Genomic DNA, 21,343 nt, shown 5'->3' on the forward strand with positions numbered 1-21,343 from the left:
GTCGATCCGAATAGGGCGGGTCCCGGTATCCGCCTCCTCTCATGAAGAGACGGAACCAGTTATGGCGCAACCACCTGCACTACCCCTTCCGAAAGTCGCACCGAGTTTGCGCGATGTCGGTTTTGCCTTCGGCATCATCGTCATCATCTGCATACTCTTCCTGCCGATACCGCCATTTCTGATCGACCTCGGCCTGGCATTCTCGATCGCCTTCTCGGTGCTGATCCTCATGGTCGCGCTTTGGATCAAGAAGCCGCTGGAATTCTCGTCCTTCCCGACCATCCTGCTGATCGCGACGATGACGCGACTGGCGCTGAACATCGCGACGACGCGCGTCATTCTCTCGCACGGCAACGAAGGCCACGATGCGGCCGGTGGCGTCATCGCCGGCTTTGCCAGCCTCGTCATGTCCGGCGACTTCGTCATCGGTCTGATCGTCTTCCTGATCCTGATCACCATCAACTTCATCGTCATCACCAAGGGCGCGACACGTATCGCCGAAGTCGGCGCGCGTTTCACCTTGGACGCCATCCCCGGCAAGCAGATGTCGATCGATGCCGATCTTTCGGCCGGTATCATCGACGAGCGCGAAGCGCAGCGCCGCCGTAAGGAGCTGGAAGAAGAAAGCTCCTTCTTCGGCGCGATGGACGGTGCGTCGAAATTCGTGCGCGGTGACGCGGTCGCAGGTCTTCTCATCACCGGCATCAACGTCTTCGGCGGCATCATCATCGGCTATTTCCGCCATGGCATGCCGATCGGCGAAGCGGCCGACGTCTTCGTCAAGCTGTCGGTCGGCGACGGTCTGGTGTCGCAGATGCCGGCGCTTATCGTCTCGCTGGCCGCCGGTCTTCTCGTCTCCCGCGGCGGCAATGTCGGCTCCACCGACGAAGCGGTTATCGGTCAGCTGTCCGGATATCCCCGCGCGCTCTCGGTCTCGGCGGCACTGATGTTCATTCTCGCCCTGATGCCTGGTCTGCCGACCATGCCCTTCACGCTGCTCGGCGGCCTGATGGCCTTCGGCGCCTGGTTCATCCCGCGTCAGATCGAAGCTGAAAACAAGGTTCGCCGCGACCAAGAAGAAAAGAAGGTCGTCGCGAACAAGGAACTGGAGAAGGACTCGGTCAAGTCGGTCCTTCGCACCTCCGAGATCGAGCTCGCGCTCGGCAAGATGGTCTCGACCCGCCTGCTCGGTGCCCACCAGGAACTGGCGTTCCGCGTCGGCAAAATGCGCAAGAAGTTCGCGACGCAATACGGCTTTGTCGTCCCCGAAATCAAGGTCACGGACGATATCGCCATTGCCGAGAAATCCTACCAGATCCGCATTCACGGAACGACGATCGCCGCCAACCAGCTGCGTGTGGGCGAAGTGCTCGTCGTCACCGGCTCTGGCCGCAAGCCACGCATTCCGGGAGACGAGATTCGCGAACCCGCTTTCGGCATGCCGGCTGTTTCCGTTCTCGAAGCCTTTACCGAGGATCTGAAGCGCGAGGGTTTCCAGCCGATCGACAACGTCTCCGTCGTCCTGACGCATATGAGCGAAGTCATTCGCAACAACCTGCCGCAGCTTCTGTCCTACAAGGACGTCAAGGTGCTGATCGACCGGCTCGACCCGGAATACAAGAAGCTGGCGGACGAGATCTGCACCTCGCACATGTCCTATTCGGGTCTGCAGGCCGTCCTCAAGCTGCTGCTTGCCGAGCGCGTCTCGATCCGCAACCTGCACCTCATTCTCGAAGCCGTCGCCGAACTGGCGCCGCATGTCCGCAAGACCGAACAGATCGTCGAACACGTCCGCATCCGCATGGCGCAGCAGATCTGCGGCGACCTTGCCGACAACGGCGTGCTGCGCGTGCTGCGGCTCGGCAGCAAGTGGGATCTGGCCTTCCACCAGGCTCTGAAACGCGACAACAAGGGCGAAGTCGTCGAGTTCGACATCGATCCGCGCGCGCTTGAAGAGTTCAGCGAGCAGGCGACGAAGGTTATCCGTGAATTCATGGACCGCGGTCTGCCTTTCTGCCTTGTCACATCGCCGGAAACGCGCTCCTATGTGCGCATGATCATCGAACGTCTGTTCGCGACGCTTCCGGTTCTGTCCCACGTCGAGTTGGCGAAGGGCATCGAGATAAAGATTTTGGGCTCGGTTTCATGATAACAGACCCGCAGGGCACCATCCTTGCGCTCTTTCTGATTTTTTGCCGGATGGGTGGCTGCGTCCTGGCAATGCCGGGTTTTTCCTCGGCGCGTGTGCCTGAAATCCTGCGGGTCTTTGTTGCTGCCGGTCTGTCGCTTGCCGTTCTGCCGCTGCTCTGGGATACGGTTTATCCCGCGGTCAGCGGTACCAGCGCCAGCTATATCGGGCTGATTTTCAGCGAATCGCTGATCGGCGTCATGTACGGCCTCTTGGCGCGGCTCTACACGATGGGCTTCCAGTTTGCCGCCACCATCATTGCCATGATGGTCGGCTATACCTCGCCGGGCGGCCAGGATGTCGTGGAAGATACGCCGGAAACCAGCCTGTCCGGTTTTATCACTTTCGCCGGCATCATGATCCTGTTCCTGATGGACTTTCACCACATCGTCTTCAAGGCCCTGATCGATTCCTACACGACGATGCCTTTTGGCGGCTTGACCGATGTGCGCGCCAACCTCATCTCGCTGACGGACACGCTGGTCTCGACGACCTCCATCATGCTCAGGCTTTCCAGCCCGTTTCTGCTCTACAGCATGATGTTCAACGTCTCGATCGGCTTCATCAACAAGCTGGCGCCGCAGATCCCCGTTTACTTCATCTCGACGCCATATCTGATACTTGGCGGGTTGTTCCTGTTCTATTTCTCCGTGGCCGCGCTGATCAGTCAGTTCGCGGAATCCTTCCCGTCCGTCTTCATAGGCATGTAGCGAAATGGCGGAAAAATCCCGTTCGCAGAAACTCAAGCGCCTTGTCGCCGTTCAGCGCCACCTCGAGCAGATGGCCGAGTACGACCTTGCCGAAACCACACGGCAGCGCGCCGAAGTGAACGAATCGATGGATACGGTCATCACAGCACTTGGCTCGGTCGATCCGATCCACCGGGTATTCTCGCAGAATTACGCCGACCGTTTCGAGCGCCTCAGCACCAAGGACAAGCAGCTGACGGGCATCCAGCAGCTGCATGAGATGCGTCTGCAGCATGAGCGGGCGAAGGGCGACCGGCTGGAGGAGGGCATGAAAGAGGCCCAGGAATCCGAGCGCCGCGAGGCCGATGACAATGCAGTCTATGATATCATCGATCAGAAGTTCGCAACGCCAGCCTCCAGCAAGCTTCAAAAATAATAATCGCCGCAACCTTACATTAGAGGATTGTGACGTTGGCTATTTCGCCCCCTAGTGATCTCGTCCTGGACGTTGTCAAAGCTGCGGACCCGACCGAGGTTCAGGCTGCCCAGGAAAAACTCATGGCGACGCGCGCCGCCTTCAGGGCAAACAGCCTTGCTGACGCCGGCAACGGCTTTTCGTCCAAGGTCGATGTTCTCGAAAACGCTGCCGCCAAGACCGGTCTCAACGACGTCAAGAATCGCAGCAAGACCGAAGAGATTCCCGAGACCTATCGGAAGTTCGAATCGATGGTTCTGCAGAACTTCGTCAAGAACATGCTGCCGAGCGATAGCGAACAGGTCTACGGCAAGGGCGCCACGGGCGATATCTGGAAGGGCATGATGGCCGAGCAGCTCGGCAACGTCATGTCCAAGGGCGATGGCATCGGTATCGCCAAGGAACTTTATCACGACGCTCTTCGCAAGAAGGAAGGCGCCATCGTCAACGCCAGCGCCGATCAGAACGACCGCAAGGTCGCCTTCAGCATGGTCGACGAGTTCCAGCGCAAGACATTTGGCACCCCGACTGCGGATGCCAAGACCAATAATGAAGCATAACCGAGGATAAAATGGAAATAATCTCAAACGAATATCGCATCAAGTCGGTCCTCGGCCGCCTGGAGATGATCATCGACAACGAGAACACGCGGATCGGCAACGACCCGCAGTTCGATCTCAAGGTCTCCAACGCGCACAAGAGCCGTTGCCTCTATGAGCTGTCGATGCTGTTCAGCGATACCGATCCGGCAGAGCTTGCCGCTTCGCATCTTGAGCAGTTGCATGGCCTGAAGAAGAAGCTGACGCTGAACGCACGCCGTGTCGAGGCTCACCTCGAAGCCGTTCGTGCTGTCGCCGATATTCTGAAGAACGCCGTGCAGGATGCGGATGCCGACGGCACTTATTCCCAGGAACAATTCGTCGCGCGTGATGCCTGATGCTTAAACTCGTCTTCACAGGCGTCTGGGTCTGCGCGATCACGCTGGCTTCGGTCTATTTCTCGGTGAAAATGGCCACCGCGCCGGCACCGCCGCCGGATGATTCCAAGCAGGCGCAGCTCGAGCTTGTCAAAGGCGAGACCGTCACCATCCCGATCATCGGCGATGGCGCCGTCACCGGATATTTCATCGGCCAGCTCTCCTTCATGATGAACAAGGATGTCGTCAAGGGAGCCACTTTGCCGCTGACCGAGATGACCACCGATCAGCTCTTCACGCTGCTCGTCGGCAACAAGATGGTCGATATCAGCAAGGTCAAGTCTTTCGATCCGCAGGCGTTCCGCGATGCGATCAAGAAGGGCATGAACGAACGGCTGGGCGGCGAATACATTGCCGACGTTATGCTGCAGCAGCTCGACTATCTGTCCAAGGAAGATCAGAAGGCGGCGACATCGGGCCAGCAGCCGAAGATGGGCAAGCCGGTCAAGATCGTCGAAGCGGCGCCTGCCGCCGATGCGGCGGCCGCGCCGGCGCACTGATCACATTGACAGTCAGGATCAAAATGGCGCCCTCGGGCGCCATTTGCGTTTGGGAGCTGACGGTTAACCAATGCTTTCTCCGGTTCCCGCAATGCAACGGATTTTCCTAAAGGTTGTTTGAAGTCAAGCTGATATACCCTCGGTTAGGACAGTTTTGGCGAGGTGCCCGGGATAGCGGGTATCGTCATGACAGCCACACGCCGGCGGGCAGCTGCCGGTTCGGATATTTGTCGCTCGTTTTCCGGGATGCTGGGCGCATGAAGCACCCCTTGCAGGAGGTTGGGATGAATTTGATCGCGAATTTCGCGGTTATGGCCTCGCGCCGCACGATTTTCGACGTGCCGGTCTGCGATCTCGGATGGGACGATGCCCTCGTCTTCATCAACGAGCTGGCGTCACTGCCGGTTGGCCAGACGGTCATCTCCTTCGTCAACGCGCACAATATGCTGATGACGCTGCGCGACCCTGAATATCGCGAGATCCTCGAACACAACCTCGTCCTGCCTGACGGTATCGGGCTCAACATCGCCTCGCAGGTCTCGCATGGCGGTCCGTTCCCGGCCAATCTCAATGGCACAGATTTCGTGCCAGCTCTGCTGACGTTCATGGAAACGCCGCGGCGTGTCGGCCTGATCGGCGGCAAGCGCGATGTCGTCGAGCGGGCGGCTGAGAACTTTGCCAGACACGCGCCTTGGCACGAGTTCATTGTCATTTCGGATGGCTATTTCGACAAGGATAATCCGGTCGATGTCATCAGCGAACTCGATGCCCAGCAAGTCGACATGCTGATCGTCGGCATGGGCACGCCCCTTCAGGAGAAGTGGGCGCATCGCCATATCCGTCCGGAACATGCGCGTCTGGTGCTGACGGTCGGTGCTCTTTTCGACTTCGTCTCGGGCGAGATACCGCGCGCGCCTGATACCATCCGCATGATGCGCCTCGAATGGGCCTACCGGCTTGTTCAGGAGCCGTCGCGCCTTTGGCGCCGCTACGTTGTCGGTATCCCGGTCTTCCTGTTTCATGTGCTGCAATACCGATTCAGCCGCCGGGAGCGGATCATGAAGCTGGAAGGCGACCGCAGCAGTCAGCTGCCGCTTCAGAAGCGCAGCGGCTCACAGCGCTGACCGCGACCTTGGTCTTCTGTTAACCATTTCTTTGCCATGAATCTTTAGGCTGGATTAATACTCGCGCGAGTGCGGGCAACCAGCCGGATCATCACGTGCATGAGAAATGGCGTCCATGTATGACAACAAGGCATTGAACGGCAGACGAGCCAGCGCGCCGGATCTCCGCGCGTCACCGCATGCGCCAAATTCGGGCGCTGCTGTCCTTCCTTCGGAAGCCGAGCTTCTTCGTGTCATCGAAAAGGCGCTTGACGAGCAGCGCCGCGCGCGGGCAGCAGCTGCAGCGCCGCTGACAAGCCGCATCGAAGCCATTCTCTCCCCCCGGTTCGAAGCCGCCAACGATGTCAAGACGCCGCCGCCAGCTGCGCCGGTCGTGACGCAGCCGGCATCGGTACCGCACGAACCGGCCTTCATTCCCGCCAATACCAACGATATTACCTTCCTTGAGATCGGTGATGCGCCGCGCCGCCTTCCGGTCAAGCCGGTGGCGTTCGCGATGCTCGGCCTGATGCTGGGCGCCGCCTTTACGCTAATGATGCCACAGGCGCCGGTACGCTATGTGGCCGAAATGGCGTTGCGTGTTGCAGCCGATACCGCCACACGCCCGGCGCTGACATCGGCTGCGGCCAAGAAGCTCGTCTCGGCGCCGGCCATTGCCGCCACGGTCGCCGCTCTGAAACTTGACCGGGATCCCGAATTTGCAGGCGACCAGCCAAATGCGGTTGGCATCGCTGTCGATCTGCTCTCTGGCAGCGGTGCTGCGGCAGACGCGGCATCCCGCGCAGAAACGGCCGTCGCCGCTGCGATCGACGCCGTGCCGGATGGCAGCACTGGTCTTGTGACGCTCAGGATCTCCACCTTGGGCGCCGAAAAATCCAGGCAGATCGCAAATCGCCTTTCGGCAATCTTGACCGGCGCACCGGCAGGCAATGCCATTGAGGCCAATGGCACACTTCGCAACGCCTATGATCAGGCGCGCGCCGAACTTGATGCCTTCACGGCAAAGGCCGGGGAGGGCAATGTCAAAGTCGCCGCCGATCTTCAGCAGCGCATCAATCAGCGCGATGCCGATCTCAAGATCGCCGAGCAGCGTATCACCATCTCCAAGGAACGTGCCGATCGTCTTAAGACTGCAAAGGCAAACGACGTGATCAACGGCGTCTTACCTGCGGAGATGATGTCACCGGTCCTGCTGGATGCACGCGACAGATATGCGGTCGAAAAGGCGTCGCTGTCGCAACTCTCCATCGATCTCGGCCCCCGCCATCCGAAGCTGCTTGCGCAACAGGCGATCGTCGATGGTCTGCGCGACAAGCTCACCCAGGAACTGTCGCTGCAAGCCAAGGATGCTACTGCGGATGCCAAGGCCGCCGTCGATGCGCGTCGCAAGCTCAGCGACGAGCGCAACGGCATGATCGCCCAGAGCCGTGACACCGGTGTCGATCTCGCCAAACTTACGGAACTGCGTGACAAGGCCGGTGCCGCCAAAGCCCGCCTCGACAATGCCTTGCCATCCGCGACAACGCCGTCTGCATCGGTCACGGTCCAGAGCCCGCCAAGGGTGACTGCGGCGCAGGCTGGCTACGCAACGCCAATGCGCTCGGCAATCGGCGGCGGAATCGGTCTGCTTGTCGGGCTCGCCACCTCGCTGGCATTGTCGCTCGTGCGCAGGCGCGACGAGGATGCATTCGATATTCCGGTTCTGCCGGAGACGGTGGAGCCTGTGGTGCTCCAGGAGCCCCAGGTCGAGGAAGCGGCGGCGGAGCCGGATGAGCTCGAGCGCCTGCGTGCGGAGCTTGCAGAACTGCGCAGCAAGTTCCAGACCTATGCGGCAAGTGGCCGCTGACCTTCATCTTCTTGGCAACTGGCGGCATCATTGCCCTTGCATTTGCCGCTTTTAAACAGGATAGGGCGTTCTGAGGCAAACGGCGCTGCTGGCAAAGTCCTAGCTTTGCGCACGAACGCACAGGCGGGAGAGACGCGTGACGACAGTGATCGATGGCAAGCAGGTAGCCGCTTCGGTAATCGAAACCGTGAAGATGGCGGCGGGATCGCTTGAAAAGCAGAGTGGCGTGAAGACCGGTCTTGCCGTGGTGATTGTCGGCGACGATCCGGCGAGCCATGCCTACGTCAATTCCAAGAGCAAGATGGCCAAGGAATGCGGCTTCAAGTCCGTGCAGTACACACTGCCGGCTGAAACCAAGCAGGAAGAACTCGTAGCCCTCGTCGCATCGCTCAATGCCGATCCGTCGATCCACGGCATCCTGGTGCAGCTGCCGCTGCCGAAGCCGCTGAACAGCGAGCCGATCATCCAGTCGATCCTGCCGGAAAAGGATGTCGATGGCCTTCACGTCGTCAACGCCGGCAAGCTCGCCACCGGCGATCTGGAAACCGGCCTGGTTTCCTGCACACCGGCCGGTGCCATGGTTTTCGTCCGCCGCACCCATGGTGAGGACTTGTCCGGTCTCAACGCGGTCGTCATCGGCCGCTCCAATCTCTTCGGCAAGCCGATGGCGCAGTTGCTGCTGAATGCCAACGCCACCGTGACGATTGCCCATTCGCGTACCAAGGACCTGCCCGCGGTGTGCCGTAAGGCAGATATCCTCGTCGCGGCCGTCGGCCGTCCGGAGATGGTCAAAGCTGACTGGGTCAAGCCCGGCGCCACGGTGATCGATGTCGGTATCAATCGCATTGCCGCACCCGAGAAGGGCGAAGGCAAGACCCGTCTTGTCGGCGATGTCGCATTCGCTGAGGCAGAACAGGTCGCTGCGGTGATTACGCCCGTCCCGGGCGGCGTTGGCCCGATGACCATTGCCATGCTGATGGCGAATACCGTGATCGCAGCGCACCGCACCGCCGGCCAGACGCCGCCGAAGTTCTGATCAGGGCTTCGGGGCAGGGCCCGTCGACCCCCTGACGATCAGTTCGGTCTTCCAGAGTTCCTGCTCCGGGAAACTCCCGGTCTGCTTGACAGTGCCGATCAGCCGCTGCGCAATGCGGGCGCCCGCCGCGCGCAGCGAAGAGCGCGTCGTCGTCAGCGGCACCGAGAAATTCTCGGGCTTCAAGAGCGGCAGCACGTCGTCATGGGCGATCAGCGAAATATCCTCGCCGAGCTTCAGTCCCGCCTGATTGACGGCGCGGATGGCGCCGAGCGCCAGAACCGTACTGGAACACAGGATCGCGGTCGGGCGGTCCGGCAGCTGCAGGAACTGCTCCATCGCCACCAGTCCCTGCTCATCGGTCATCAGCGTATGGCTGATACAGTCCTCGTTCAGATGCAGGCCGCGCTCGGCAAGCGCCGACTCCAGGCCCTGTTTCCTGCGGATCGCGAAATCCAGATGTTCTGGGCCATTCATCAGCGCAAAGCGCTTGTGCCCCAGCTGGAGCATCAGCTTGGCGGCGTCATAGAACGCCGCTTCATTGTCGATGTCGAGATAGGGATAATCTGGCTCCGTCCCATGCGAGCGGCCATGGACGACGAAGGGCGTCGACAGCGATTTCAGCATCGGCAGGCGCGGATCGTGTCCACGCATGTAGGCAACGAACAGCGCATCGACATTGCCGCTGATCGCCAGGCGCCTGAGTGCGGCAACCTCGTCGTCGGGATCGGCAGGCATGATCACGAAATGGAAGTCGTGGCGCACAGCCTCTTCGCCGAGGCCGGCGAGAAACTCGCCGAAATGCACGTCGGACTGATGCCCCGGAGCGGTCGGCATCACCAGGCCGAGCGAGCCGGCCTTACCGGTGGCCAGACGCTGCGCCGCCTTGTTCGGTCGGTAACCGGTTTCCCGCACAGCTTGCAGCACGCGCTCACGCGTCGCCTCGTTGACTTCGGGATAGCCATTGAGGGCGCGGCTCACAGTCGTCTGTGAAAGACCAAGCAATTCCGATAGCTGTTTGAGATTCACGTGTTATGCTTCCTCCCGGGATCAGCGCACGCTGCGGTTTCTCCCAGACCGCCCAAAGCGCTTTCAAACTATGTAGCACCTGGCGTGCTTGACTCAAGAAAAATCGCTCCATATTCCCGTTTAAGCGTTGCTGCACCGCGATATTTGCGTCTCTTTTAGCGGTATTCGCGAAATGGCTTGACTCCTTTCACGCGAGAGTGAGATGAGTTGTTTGTCAAAGCGCTTTGAAGTCCTCCGGTGAGAGGTTGAAAGTGCCGTTGGGATTGTGATGGGAGGTTGATCACATGAAAAAGACTTTCTTGATGAGCGTCGCCGCGGCGGCGCTTTTTGCAGGTGGTGTTTCTGCCGCTGATTTGAAATTTGCTCCGGGCGAAGACGCCAAGTTCAATTGGAAGAGCTACGACGAATTCAAGGCATCGCATGCCGACCTGAAGGGTCAGCCGCTGACCATTTTCGGACCGTGGCGCGGTGAGGACGAAGCCTTCTTCCGCAGTATTCTTGCCTACTTCACCGAAGCGACCGGCATCGAAGCCACCTATTCGTCTTCGGAAAACTACGAACAGCAGATCGTCATCGACACTCAGGCCGGTTCGCCGCCGAATGTCGCGATCCTGCCGCAGCCGGGCCTCTTCGCCGATCTGGCCAGCAAGGGCTTTCTGACGCCGCTCGGCGACGACACGGCCAAGTGGGTCAAGGATAATTACGGCGCCGGCGACAGCTGGGTCGGTTACGGCACCTACAAGGGCAAGGACGGCAAGGAAGGCTTCTACGCTTTCCCCTACAAGGCCGACGTGAAGTCGCTGGTCTGGTATGTTCCTGAAAACTTCAAGGAAGCCGGTTACAAGGTGCCGACCACCATGGAAGAACTCCATGCGCTGACGGATCAGATCGTCAAGGACGGCGGCGTGCCCTGGTGCATCGGTCTCGGTTCCGGTGGCGCGACCGGCTGGCCGGCAACCGACTGGATCGAAGACATCATGCTGCGCACGCAGAAGCCTGACGTCTACGACAAGTGGACCACCAACGAAGTGAAGTTCACCGATCCGGCCGTCGTTGCCGCGATCGAGGAATTCGGCAAGTTCGCCAAGAACGAAAAGTATGTCGATGGCGGTGTCGCAGCCGTGGCTTCGACCGACTTCCGCGATAGCCCGAAGGGCCTCTTCGCCGTTCCGCCGAAGTGCTACCTGCACCACCAGGCTTCGTTCATCCCGTCCTTCTTCCCTGAAGGCACGAAGCTCGGCACCGATGCCGACTTCTTCTACATGCCGACCTATGCTGCGCATGCCGATCTCGGCAAGCCGGTTCTGGGTGCCGGCACGCTGGTGTCGATCACCAAGGACTCGAAGACGGCTCGCGCCTTCGTCGACTTCCTGAAGACGCCGATCGCACATGAAGTCTGGATGGCACAGTCGAGCTTCCTGACGCCTTACAAGGGTGTCAGCACCGCGGCTTACGCCAACGATCAGATGAAGCGCGAAGGAGAAATCCTGACGACGGCCACGACCTTCCGCTTCGACGGTTCGGACCTGATGCCCGGCAAGATCGGCGCTGGCGCCTTCTGGACCGGCATGGTCGATTTCGTCGGCGGCAAGTCTGCCGAAGACACCGGCAAGGAAATCCAGGCTGCCTGGGACGCCATCAAGTAATCATCCTTGAACGCTGCTGCGGATTTCCCGCGGCAGCGCCGGAATGCAGGGCCGGATCCGCAAAAGGATCCGGCCGGCACCGGAACTGTGGTCAAACGCCGAGAAGAAGTTGACGCAGGCCGGTGTAAGCCCTTCAGATAGACTAGGGTAGCAGGGGAGGGACGAATGCTATCGCAGATAGTTTCCGCTTTGGGCGTGGTGGTCGTGGCGGTTTTCGCCTGCTCGGCCTATTTCTATTTCTCGAACAAGATTTTGGATCTGGCGCTGCCGGTCAGGGATGGTGATATCCATTCCGCCGCGCGCAATCTCAATCTTCGCGGCATGATCCGCCCCTGGCTGTTTCTCGGCCCGGCGCTTTTCCTGCTGATCGTCTATCTCGTCTATCCCGTGATCGCGACCTTCATTCTGTCCTTCTATGACAGATCAGGTTCGAATTTCGTCGGTTTCGCCAATTACACCTGGGCGCTCAGCGACCGCGAATTCCGCCAGTCGATTTTCAACAACATTCTCTGGCTCGCCGTCGTGCCGGCCGCCTGCACCTTCTTCGGTCTCGTCATCGCCGTGATGACCGACCGCATCTGGTGGGGCAATATCGCGAAAAGCATCGTCTTCATGCCGATGGCGATTTCCTTCGTCGGCGCTTCGGTCATCTGGAAGTTCATCTACGAATATCGCGGCGGCAACGACGTGCAGATCGGCCTTCTGAACGCCATCGTCCAGATGTTCGGCGGCACGCCCGAGGTCTGGATCTCGGTGCCTTTCTGGAACAATTTCTTCCTGATGGTCATCCTCATCTGGATCCAGACCGGCTTCGCCATGGTCATCCTGTCGGCCGCCCTTCGCGGTATCCCGGAGGAGACGATCGAGGCGGCTGTCATCGACGGCGCCAATGGCTGGCAGATCTTCTGGCGCATCATGGTGCCGCAGGTCTGGGGCACGATCGCCGTCGTTTGGACAACCATTACCATCCTCGTCCTCAAGGTCTTCGACATCGTGCTGACGATGACCAACGGCCAATGGCAGACCATGGTGCTTGCGAACCTGATGTTCGACTGGATGTTCCGCGGAGGCGGGGATTCCGGCCGAAGTGCGGTTATCGCGCTGATCATCATGCTGGCCGTGACGCCAATCATGGTCTGGAACGTCCGCCGCGCCAACCGCGAACTCGGAGGGCACTGAGATGACCTTGTCAGGAAGCTTCTTCAAGATAGGCCCGGCCCGTCTCTTCGTTCACGCCTGCGTTCTCCTGATAGTCATCATCTGGTTGATCCCGACCCTCGGCATCTTCGTCAGCGCGCTGCGCGATAAGGATCAGATCGTCGTGTCGGGCTGGTGGACGTCCTTCGTCGGCTCCACCCGCACGGTGGCCGCCCGCGTCGGCGCCGCTGCCGATCAGAAGCAGGAAGGCCCGCTCTACGTCATCGCCGGCAATGTGCTGCAAGGCGATCTGGCCGGTCGCGCAATCAGCGCCTTCGGCACGCGCATCCAGCAGCCGTCGGCCTACAAGGTCGGCGAGAACGCCGATCTCGGCGACGGTCTCAACCTGCAGGTCAACACCGACGGCACCTACCGCTATACCAAGACCGCAGCCTTCACCGATGACGATGCCGGCCGCCGTGTTTACGTTGCGATCTCGACCCCGCCGGAATTCACGCTTGATAACTACAAGACGGTTCTGACGGGCGAGGGCATCGGCCAGTCCTTCATCAATTCGCTGACGGTGACGATCCCGGCGACGATCATCCCGATCCTCATCGCGGCCTTTGCGGCCTATGCGCTGAGCTGGATGGAGTTTCCGGGCCGTGCGCTGATCATCGCGCTGGTGGTGGGCCTCATCGTCGTGCCGCTGCAGATGTCGCTGATCCCGCTGCTCCGGCTCTACAATATCGTCGGTGCCGCACTCGATGCGCCGTCGAAGACCTATCCCGGCATCTGGCTGGCTCATACCGCCTTCGGCATGCCGCTCGCCATCTATCTGCTCCGCGCCTATATCGCGGGGCTGCCCAAGGAGATCATCGAATCCGCCCGTGTCGACGGCGCGACCGATTTCGAGATTTTCGTCAAAATCGTTCTTCCCTTGTCCTTCCCGGCACTCGCGTCCTTCGCGATCTTCCAGTTCCTGTGGGTGTGGAACGACCTGCTCGTCGCCATGGTCTTCCTCGGCACCGACAGGCAGCATCTCGTGCTCACCGGCAGCCTCAACGCGCTGCTCGGTTCGCGCGGCGGCAACTGGGAAATCCTGACGGCCTCGGCCTTTGTCACCATCATCGTTCCGCTGCTCGTGTTCTTCGGGCTGCAGCGATATCTGGTGCGTGGCCTGCTGGCGGGTTCGGTCAAGGGCGGCTGATCCAATCCCAAGACCTGACTTCGCATAGGAAAAGACATGAGCGTGGCATCTCAACCCAATTTGGCTGACGACAAGGACTGGTGGCGTGGCGCGGTGATCTATCAGATCTATCCGCGCTCCTACCAGGACTCAAATGGTGACGGCATCGGCGACCTGAAGGGCATCACCGCCCGGTTGCCGCATGTCGCTGCTCTGGGCGCCGATGCGATTTGGATCTCGCCGTTCTTCACCTCGCCGATGCGCGATTTCGGCTATGACGTATCGGATTACGAAAACGTCGATACGATTTTCGGCACGCTCGTGGATTTCGACACCCTGATCGCCGAGGCCCATCGTCTCGGCATCAAGGTGATGATCGATCTCGTTATCTCGCATTCGTCGGACCAGCATCCGTGGTTCGTCGAAAGCCGGTCGAGCAAGACCAACGCCAAGGCTGACTGGTATGTCTGGGCCGATGCCAAGCCTGATGGCACGCCGCCCAACAACTGGCTGTCGATCTTCGGCGGTTCCGCGTGGGCGTGGGATCCGACGCGCATGCAGTATTACATGCACAACTTCCTGACGTCGCAGCCGGATATGAACCTCCACAACCCGGAGGTTCAGGACCGCCTGCTCGATGTCGTCCGTTTCTGGCTGAAGCGCGGCGTCGATGGCTTCCGTCTGGATACGATCAACTTCTACTTCCACGACAAGCAGCTGCGCGATAACCCGGCGCTGGCGCCCGAGCGCCGCAATGCATCCACGGCACCGGCCGTGAACCCCTATAATTTCCAGGAGCATCTGTACGACAAGAACCGCCCGGAGAATATCGACTTCCTGAAGCGCTTCCGCGCCGTGCTCGAAGAGTTTCCGGCAATCGCCGCCGTCGGCGAAGTCGGCGACAGCCAGCGCGGCCTTGAGATCGTGGGCGAATACACGTCCGGCAATGACAAGATGCACATGTGCTATGCCTTCGAGTTCCTGGCACCCGATCCGCTCTCGCCTGAGCGGGTCGAAGAGGTGATGAAGGATTTCGGCGCTGCGGCGCCCGATGGCTGGGCCTGCTGGGCTTTCTCCAACCACGACGTCATGCGCCATGTCAGCCGTTGGGGCTCGCTGGTGTCGGACCACGACGCCTTCGCCAAGCAATATGCATCCCTGCTGATGACGCTGCGCGGTTCCGTCTGCCTCTATCAGGGCGAAGAGCTTGGTCTCACCGAGGCTGACCTTGCCTATCAGGATCTGCAGGATCCCTACGGCATCCAGTTCTGGCCGGAGTTCAAGGGCCGCGACGGCTGCCGTACCCCGATGGTCTGGGACAGCCAGGTCGCGCAGGGCGGTTTCTCCACCGTCAAGCCATGGCTGCCGGTTCCGGTCGAGCACATCCTGCGCGCTGTCAGCGTGCAGCAGGGCGATGAGAACTCGGTGCTCGAGCACTACCGGCGCTTCCTCGCGTTTCGCAAGCAGTTCCCGGCCTTCGCCAAGGGCGAGATCGCTTTCGAGGAGCCGCAGGGTGACGGCCTGATTTTCACGCGCGAATACGGCAACGAAAAAATGCTTTGCGTGTTCAACATGGGTGCTGCTGAAACGATCGTTACGTTGCCGGATGGTGACTGGCAGGCGTTGACGGGCCACGGCTTCACCAGCAATAACTATGGCGGAAAAATCGATATTCCGGCGTGGGGCGCTTATTTCGCCCGGCTCGCCTAAAAATCAGAGGGAGGCACTGATGACAGGACTGTCGCTTAAGGAAATTCGCAAGTCATATGGTTCCGTGGACGTTCTCCACGGCATCGACCTGGAGATCAAACAGGGCGAATTCATCGTCTTCGTCGGTCCCTCCGGCTGCGGCAAGTCCACGCTGCTGCGTATGATCGCCGGCCTTGAGAACATCACCGGCGGCGACATGTATATCGATGGCCAGCTGGTCAACGATGTGCCGCCGTCGAAGCGCGGTATCGCCATGGTGTTCCAGTCCTATGCGCTCTATCCGCATATGACCGTTTACGACAACATGGCCTTCGGCATGAAGATCGCCGGTGAGAACAAGCAGGAGATCGATCGCCGCGTCCGCGCTGCCGCCGACAGCCTGCAGCTCGGCAAGTATCTCGACCGTCTTCCGAAGGCTCTGTCCGGTGGCCAGCGCCAGCGTGTTGCCATCGGCCGTGCCATCTGCCGCAATCCGAAGGTCTTCCTCTTCGACGAGCCGCTGTCCAACCTCGACGCCGCGCTGCGTGTTGCCACGCGCATCGAGATCGCCCGGCTCAACGAGCAGATGGCCGATACGACGATGATCTACGTCACCCACGACCAGGTCGAGGCGATGACGCTGGCGGACCGCATCGTCGTGCTCTCGGCAGGTCATATCGAGCAGGTCGGGGCACCGCTGGAGCTCTACGAGCGTCCGGCAAACCTCTTCGTCGCCAAGTTCATCGGCTCTCCGGCCATGAACATCATCCCGGCGACGATTGCCGAAGCGGGCAGCACAACCACGGTCACGCTCACCGGTGGTAAGTCGGTTGCTCTCGATATCCCGACCGCCGCTTCCGAAAAGGGCAAGTCCGCCAGCTTCGGCGTCCGCCCTGAGGATCTCGAGATCGCCAGCGGCGATGCCTACCTCTTCGAAGGCGAAGTCTCGATCGTCGAAGCGCTCGGCGAAGTGACGCTGCTTTACATCGAAGGCCTGGTTCCGGGCGAGCCGATCATCGTCAAGCTGCCCGGCACGATCGACATCAAGAAGGGCCAGAAAATGCGCTTCTCGGCCGATCGCCAGAAGCTGCATCTCTTCGATGCCGAAGGCCGCACCTACCGTCGCTGACAGCCAAAATTGGGGGCTTTTTCACGAAGCCCCCGAAGCCCTCCATTCGACACTTTCTGTTAAGTCGGCGCTGCTAGCATTTCCCCATTGTATCGAGTGGGGAATAAGGTCGTGGGTGTATCAAATCCATCGCCATCAGGGCATTTTTTGAACAAGGAAGAATCCTTCATGTATGACCGCGAACAGCGGTTCAAAATGGAGGACACGATGAACGCGGCGCGTCTCGAATATACCGAGAAAGGCGTCATGCACATGGCCTCGCGCCGTTGCGATATCGTTCGCATCTCGGTGAGCTCGGCGGTTCTCGCCATCCTGACGCAGTTCAATCTGCCCAAGCAGTTCTATCTGGACATCCCGGATGCACGCATCACCAAGGTCGGCTGCATGCTGATGCGGGTGAATGCCAACAACACGGTGGAAGTCCGCTTCCTGCGCCTGCTGACGCAGAAGGAGCTCAACAAGATCTTCGTCTACAGCACGCATCCGGCGCATCGCGACTACGTCCTCGACGTCCGCGGCTGATCGGGGCTGCACGACCTGAAAAGAGAAAAGCCCGCGAGTCGATCGCGGGCTTTTTCGTTTAGTGGAAGAGGACGCTCGCTCCGTGATCGGAGGCGCCGACCGCGCGGCGGAACGGCGCGAAGAGCTCGCGGCCCATGCCCCATTCGTTTTCCGAGAGATCGGCCGTCACCGGCTCGCGTTCGGCCATGGTTGCGGCATCGACAAGCACCTCAAGCGTGCCGCGGATGGCGTCGAGACGAATGATGTCGCCATCCTGGATGCGGGCGATCGGACCGCCTTCGACGGCCTCGGGCGTCACATGGATCGCTGCCGGAACCTTGCCCGATGCGCCGGACATGCGCCCGTCGGTCAGCAGTGCGACGCGGAAGCCGCGGTCCTGCAGCACGCCGAGCGGCGGCGTCAGCTTGTGCAGCTCCGGCATGCCGTTGGCCTTCGGACCCTGGAAGCGCACGACGGCGACGAAATCGCGGTTGAGCTTACCTTCCTTGAAGGCGTCCTGCAACTCCTGCTGGCTGTGGAAGACGATTGCAGGGGCCTCAATGATATGACGGTCCGGCTTTACGGCCGAGATCTTGATGACCCCCTTGCCGAGATTGCCGCGTAGCATCTTCAAGCCGCCATTCGCCTGGAAGGGCGTCTCGATGCTCGCAAGCACCTTCGGGTCGTGACTCTTTTCGGGGGAGGGCTCGCGGACGACCGTGTTGTTGTCGCCGAGGCGGGCATCGATCGTATAGGCTTCGAGGCCCTGACCGGCGACGGTGCGCACGTCACCATGCAGCATGCCCTGCTTCAGAAGCTCCTTGATCAGGAAGCCCATGCCGCCGGCAGCGTGGAAGTGGTTCACGTCGGCGAGGCCGTTCGGATAGACGCGGGCAAGCAGCGGGATTTCTTCCGAGAGCTCGGCGATATCCTGCCACGTCAGCTGGATACCGGCGGCACGCGCCATGGCGACGAGATGCAGCGTATGGTTCGTGGAACCACCCGTCGCATGCAGGCCGACAACGCCGTTCACCACTGACCGCTCATCGATCATCTCGCCCGCCGGCGTGAATTCGTTGCCGAGCGCGGTAATCGCCAGCGCCCGCTTGGCGGCTTCGCGCGTCAGCGCTTCACGCAGCGGCGTGCCGGGATTGATGAAGGAGGAGCCGGGCATATGGAAGCCCATGATCTCCATCAGCATCTGGTTGGAATTGGCGGTGCCATAGAAGGTGCAGGTACCCGGCCCGTGATAGGACTTGGATTCGGCTTCCAGCAGCTCTGCGCGGCCGACCTTGCCTTCGGCATAGAGTTGGCGCACGCGCGACTTCTCGTCGTTCGGCAGTCCCGTCGTCATCGGCCCTGCAGGCACGAAGATCGACGGCAGGTGGCCGAAGGAGAGAGCGGCAATGACGAGACCCGGAACGATCTTGTCGCAAACACCGAGGAAGAGCGCCGCGTCGAACATGTTGTGCGACAGGCCGACGCCCGCCGACATGGCGATCAGGTCGCGCGAGAAGAGCGAGAGCTCCATGCCCGGCTGGCCCTGGGTCACGCCGTCGCACATGGCAGGAACGCCGCCCGCGACCTGCGCAATGCCGCCAGCCTCGGCAGCTGCCTCGCGGATGATCGCTGGGTAGGTCTCAAACGGCTGATGGGCCGAGAGCATGTCGTTATAGGCGGTGATGATACCGAGGTTCGGAACGCGGTCGCCGGCGAGCGCATCCTTCTCGGCGGGGGAACAGACCGCGAAGCCGTGCGCAAGGTTTGCGCAGCCGAGGATAGACCGGACGGCACCCTTCGATGCCGCGCCGCGCAGGCGCTCCAGATATCGCTCGCGTGTCGGCTTCGATCGCTCGACGATGCGGGAGGTAATCGCAGAAATGCGTGCGTTAGCGGACATGGGAGTTATCCTGCCTTGGTTGCTGTTCAAATTGTCTGTTCGCGGCTCGCCCGAAGGCTTGGTCTTACGGAGCCCAGTAGATATCGACAGGCGTTGCCGCCCGCCGCAGCACGGCCCGGATCGGCATCTCTGCCTCGTCTCCGGCGCCTTCAGCCTTCGTCAGCACGTCCTTCTTGCCCTGGCCTTCGATATGAAGCACCAGGAGCTTGGCGTCCTGAAGGCTGGAGAAGGTGAAGGTCAGGCGCGGCTCGCCGGCATCCTGCGCTTCCATGGTGATGATACCGCGCGGCGTCTTCGGATCGAGCGCGACCGCAAGATTGTTGCCGCCCGGGAAGAACGAAGCCGTATGGCCATCGCCCCCCATGCCGAGGATGACGATATCGAACGGATTGCCGACCGATGCCGTCTCCGTGGTGGCAAGCTTCGCGGCTGTTTCCGCGGAGCCCGCGTCGTGGAAGAGCGGCAGGAACCGCGCTGCCTTTGCCTTGTTCTGCAGCAGGTTGCTGGCAACCAGCAGATGGTTCGAGCGGTCGCTGGTTTCAGGCACGAAGCGCTCGTCGACGAGCGTGATCGTTACCTTCGGCCAGTCGAGGTCGCGCGTCGAAAGCGCCTGGAAGAAGGCTTTCGGCGTGGAACCGCCGGAAACGGCGATAGTCGCCGTTCCCTTCGCTGCAATCGCCTTGGAGAGCGTGTCCGCAACCTTGTCTGCAAGGTTGGCGGCCAGTTCCGCGGCATTGGCAAAAGCATGCATGGTCGCTGCCATCGCTCTCAATCCTAGATGTTGTCGTGCCAGGTGCGGCCGTCGCGCTCGATCAGCGCGATAGCCTGGCTCGGGCCCCAGGTGCCTGCGGTGTAACCCTGAACCAGCTGACCGGTGGATTCCCAGCCCTTCAGGATCGGGTCGACCCAGTCCCATGCCGCCTCGACTTCGTCGCGGCGCATGAACAGCGTCTGGTTGGAACGGATGACGTCCATCAGCAGGCGCTCGTAGGCGTCCGGGTTGCGGACATGGAACGCTTCGGCGAAGCTCATGTCGAGCGAAACGTTGCGCAGGCGCATGCCGCCCGGGCCCGGATCCTTGATCATCAGCGACTGCTTGACGCCTTCGTCAGGCTGCAGGCGGATGATCAGCTGGTTCTGGCTGATGCGGCCAGCCGACTGGTCGAAGACCGAATGCGGGATCGGCTTGAAGGTGATGACGATCTCCGACATGCGGCCGGCAAGACGCTTGCCGGTGCGGATGAAGAACGGAACGCCGGCCCAGCGCCAATTGTTGATCTCGGCCTTGATGGCGACGAAGGTTTCCGTGTTGGAAACGCCGCCTTCGAGTTCTTCGAGATAGCCCTTGACCGGGCCGGTGCCGGAGGCGCCGGCGCGGTACTGGCCGCGAACGGTCATCTGCTCGACATTCGATGCGTTGATCGGCTTCAGTGCGCGCAGCACCTTCAGCTTCTCATCGCGCACGGCTTCGGAATCCATCGAGGAGGGAACTTCCATCGCGGTCAGGCAAAGCAGCTGCAGGATATGGTTCTGCACCATGTCGCGCAGCGCGCCTGCCGTGTCGTAGTAACCGGCGCGGCCTTCAAGGCCGACGGCTTCGGCAACCGTGATTTGCACGTGGTCGATGTAGTTGGCGTTCCAAAGCGGCTCGTAGAGGGCATTGGCAAAGCGCAGCGCCATCAGGTTCTGCACCGTTTCCTTGCCGAGATAGTGGTCGATGCGGAAGATCTGCTCTTCCTTGAAGGCCTTGCCGATGCTGTCGTTCAACGACAGCGCCGATGCGAGGTCGCGGCCGATCGGCTTTTCAACGACGATGCGGGTCGACTTGGTGATCAGCTTGTGTTCGTGGATCTTCTGCGAGATGTCGCCGAAGATGCCAGGCGCAACCGCGAGGTAGAAGGCGCGAACGCGATCCTTGCCGTCGTCGAGCAGCTTCTTCAGCTTGTCCCAGCCGGCATCCGAACGGGCGTCGACCGATACGTAATGCAGACGCTTGCAGAACTTTTCGACTTCCGCTTCGTCATATTCGCCCTTCTTAAGGTGCTCCTTGAGGGCGTCCTGGGCGAACTTGCGGTATTCTTCGTCGGTCAGCGGGCTGCGCGAAGCGCCGATGATGCGCGTCGGTTCGGTGAACTGTCCCTCGATCTGGCGGTGGTAGAGGGCGGGCAGGAGCTTGCGCTCGGCAAGGTCGCCGCTGCCGCCGAAGACGACATAATCAAAGGGTTCAACGGGAATGATCTGGCTGCTCATGAGCTTTTCTCTCAATCAGTCTGGTTGGCGGCCGTTTTAATC

Annotated in this window: 19 protein-coding genes; 15 read left to right on the forward strand and 4 right to left on the reverse strand. The window is 60.8% G+C overall.

From position 1 onward, the window contains the following. The first annotated feature begins 61 nt into the window (after positions 1-61). From flhA to folD, 9 genes are all read left to right on the forward strand, one after another. The gene (gene flhA, locus AC1DIJ_RS18685) at positions 62-2,149 is read left to right on the forward strand and encodes a flagellar biosynthesis protein FlhA (RefSeq protein WP_112387623.1); all 2,088 of its coding nucleotides are present in this window, start codon (positions 62-64) and stop codon (positions 2,147-2,149) included. Continuing rightward, positions 2,146-2,898, forward strand: a complete 753-nt coding sequence (locus tag AC1DIJ_RS18690) for a flagellar biosynthetic protein FliR (RefSeq protein WP_112387624.1) — start codon at positions 2,146-2,148, stop codon at positions 2,896-2,898. Before flhA ends, AC1DIJ_RS18690 begins: the two co-directional genes overlap by 4 nt. Before the next feature lie 4 nt (positions 2,899-2,902). Next, positions 2,903-3,313 (forward strand): hypothetical protein, encoded by a 411-nt coding sequence (locus tag AC1DIJ_RS18695; RefSeq protein ID WP_112387625.1) that lies wholly within the window; start codon positions 2,903-2,905, stop codon positions 3,311-3,313. A 35-nt stretch (positions 3,314-3,348) separates the two neighbouring features. Next, positions 3,349-3,912, forward strand: a complete 564-nt coding sequence (locus AC1DIJ_RS18700; protein ID WP_112387626.1) for a rod-binding protein — start codon at positions 3,349-3,351, stop codon at positions 3,910-3,912. 11 nt (positions 3,913-3,923) lie between these two features. Next, positions 3,924-4,289, forward strand: a complete 366-nt coding sequence (locus tag AC1DIJ_RS18705; RefSeq protein WP_112387627.1) for a hypothetical protein — start codon at positions 3,924-3,926, stop codon at positions 4,287-4,289. Then, positions 4,289-4,828 carry a hypothetical protein gene (locus AC1DIJ_RS18710; protein ID WP_112387628.1) on the forward strand — a complete coding sequence of 180 codons (540 nt, stop codon included), beginning with the start codon at positions 4,289-4,291 and terminating at the stop codon, positions 4,826-4,828. Before AC1DIJ_RS18705 ends, AC1DIJ_RS18710 begins: the two co-directional genes overlap by 1 nt. A 284-nt stretch (positions 4,829-5,112) precedes the next feature. Further along, complete coding sequence (locus AC1DIJ_RS18715) at positions 5,113-5,952, forward strand: WecB/TagA/CpsF family glycosyltransferase (RefSeq protein ID WP_112387629.1); 840 nt, start codon at positions 5,113-5,115, stop codon at positions 5,950-5,952. A 115-nt stretch (positions 5,953-6,067) separates the two neighbouring features. Further along, a complete protein-coding gene (locus AC1DIJ_RS18720) occupies positions 6,068-7,798 on the forward strand; it encodes a GumC domain-containing protein (protein ID WP_112387630.1) in 1,731 nt (576 codons plus the stop codon). A gap of 136 nt (positions 7,799-7,934) precedes the next feature. Further along, positions 7,935-8,834, forward strand: coding sequence for a bifunctional methylenetetrahydrofolate dehydrogenase/methenyltetrahydrofolate cyclohydrolase FolD (gene folD / locus AC1DIJ_RS18725; RefSeq protein ID WP_112387631.1), 900 nt, complete (start codon positions 7,935-7,937; stop codon positions 8,832-8,834). Here folD and AC1DIJ_RS18730 read toward each other — a convergent pair whose 3' ends face one another. Then, on the reverse strand, positions 8,835-9,860 hold the full coding sequence (locus tag AC1DIJ_RS18730; RefSeq protein WP_112387632.1) for a substrate-binding domain-containing protein: 1,026 nt from the start codon (positions 9,858-9,860) through the stop codon (positions 8,835-8,837). Between the two features lie 284 nt (positions 9,861-10,144). On the opposite strand from AC1DIJ_RS18730, the gene AC1DIJ_RS18735 reads away from it, so the two are divergent. The 6 genes from AC1DIJ_RS18735 (at position 10,145) to AC1DIJ_RS18760 (ending at position 17,172) form a co-directional block, all read left to right on the forward strand. Then, complete coding sequence (locus AC1DIJ_RS18735; protein ID WP_112387633.1) at positions 10,145-11,506, forward strand: ABC transporter substrate-binding protein; 1,362 nt, start codon at positions 10,145-10,147, stop codon at positions 11,504-11,506. Positions 11,507-11,671: 165 nt separating this feature from the next. Next, positions 11,672-12,685, forward strand: a complete 1,014-nt coding sequence (locus AC1DIJ_RS18740; RefSeq protein WP_112387634.1) for a carbohydrate ABC transporter permease — start codon at positions 11,672-11,674, stop codon at positions 12,683-12,685. 1 nt (position 12,686) lies between these two features. Next, positions 12,687-13,853, forward strand: a complete 1,167-nt coding sequence (locus tag AC1DIJ_RS18745) for a carbohydrate ABC transporter permease (RefSeq protein ID WP_112387635.1) — start codon at positions 12,687-12,689, stop codon at positions 13,851-13,853. Between the two features lie 36 nt (positions 13,854-13,889). Further along, positions 13,890-15,542: a beta-galactosidase BglA gene (gene bglA, locus AC1DIJ_RS18750; RefSeq protein WP_112387636.1), complete on the forward strand. Its 1,653-nt coding sequence runs from the start codon at positions 13,890-13,892 to the stop codon at positions 15,540-15,542. Positions 15,543-15,561: 19 nt separating this feature from the next. Beyond that, entirely contained in the window at positions 15,562-16,650 is a 1,089-nt protein-coding gene (locus tag AC1DIJ_RS18755; protein ID WP_112387637.1) for a sn-glycerol-3-phosphate ABC transporter ATP-binding protein UgpC, read from the forward strand. Positions 16,651-16,818: 168 nt separating this feature from the next. Further along, positions 16,819-17,172 carry a hypothetical protein gene (locus AC1DIJ_RS18760; RefSeq protein ID WP_112387638.1) on the forward strand — a complete coding sequence of 118 codons (354 nt, stop codon included), beginning with the start codon at positions 16,819-16,821 and terminating at the stop codon, positions 17,170-17,172. Positions 17,173-17,230: 58 nt separating this feature from the next. Here AC1DIJ_RS18760 and edd read toward each other — a convergent pair whose 3' ends face one another. From edd to zwf, 3 genes are all read right to left on the reverse strand, one after another. After that, positions 17,231-19,051: a phosphogluconate dehydratase gene (gene edd, locus AC1DIJ_RS18765; RefSeq protein WP_112387639.1), complete on the reverse strand. Its 1,821-nt coding sequence runs from the start codon at positions 19,049-19,051 to the stop codon at positions 17,231-17,233. A 64-nt stretch (positions 19,052-19,115) separates the two neighbouring features. Continuing rightward, positions 19,116-19,814: a 6-phosphogluconolactonase gene (pgl, locus tag AC1DIJ_RS18770; protein ID WP_112387640.1), complete on the reverse strand. Its 699-nt coding sequence runs from the start codon at positions 19,812-19,814 to the stop codon at positions 19,116-19,118. Between the two features lie 11 nt (positions 19,815-19,825). Then, the gene (gene zwf / locus AC1DIJ_RS18775) at positions 19,826-21,301 is read right to left on the reverse strand and encodes a glucose-6-phosphate dehydrogenase (RefSeq protein ID WP_112387641.1); all 1,476 of its coding nucleotides are present in this window, start codon (positions 21,299-21,301) and stop codon (positions 19,826-19,828) included. Positions 21,302-21,343 lie beyond the last annotated feature (42 nt).

The organism is Rhizobium sp. 10N427, assembly GCF_056394605.1.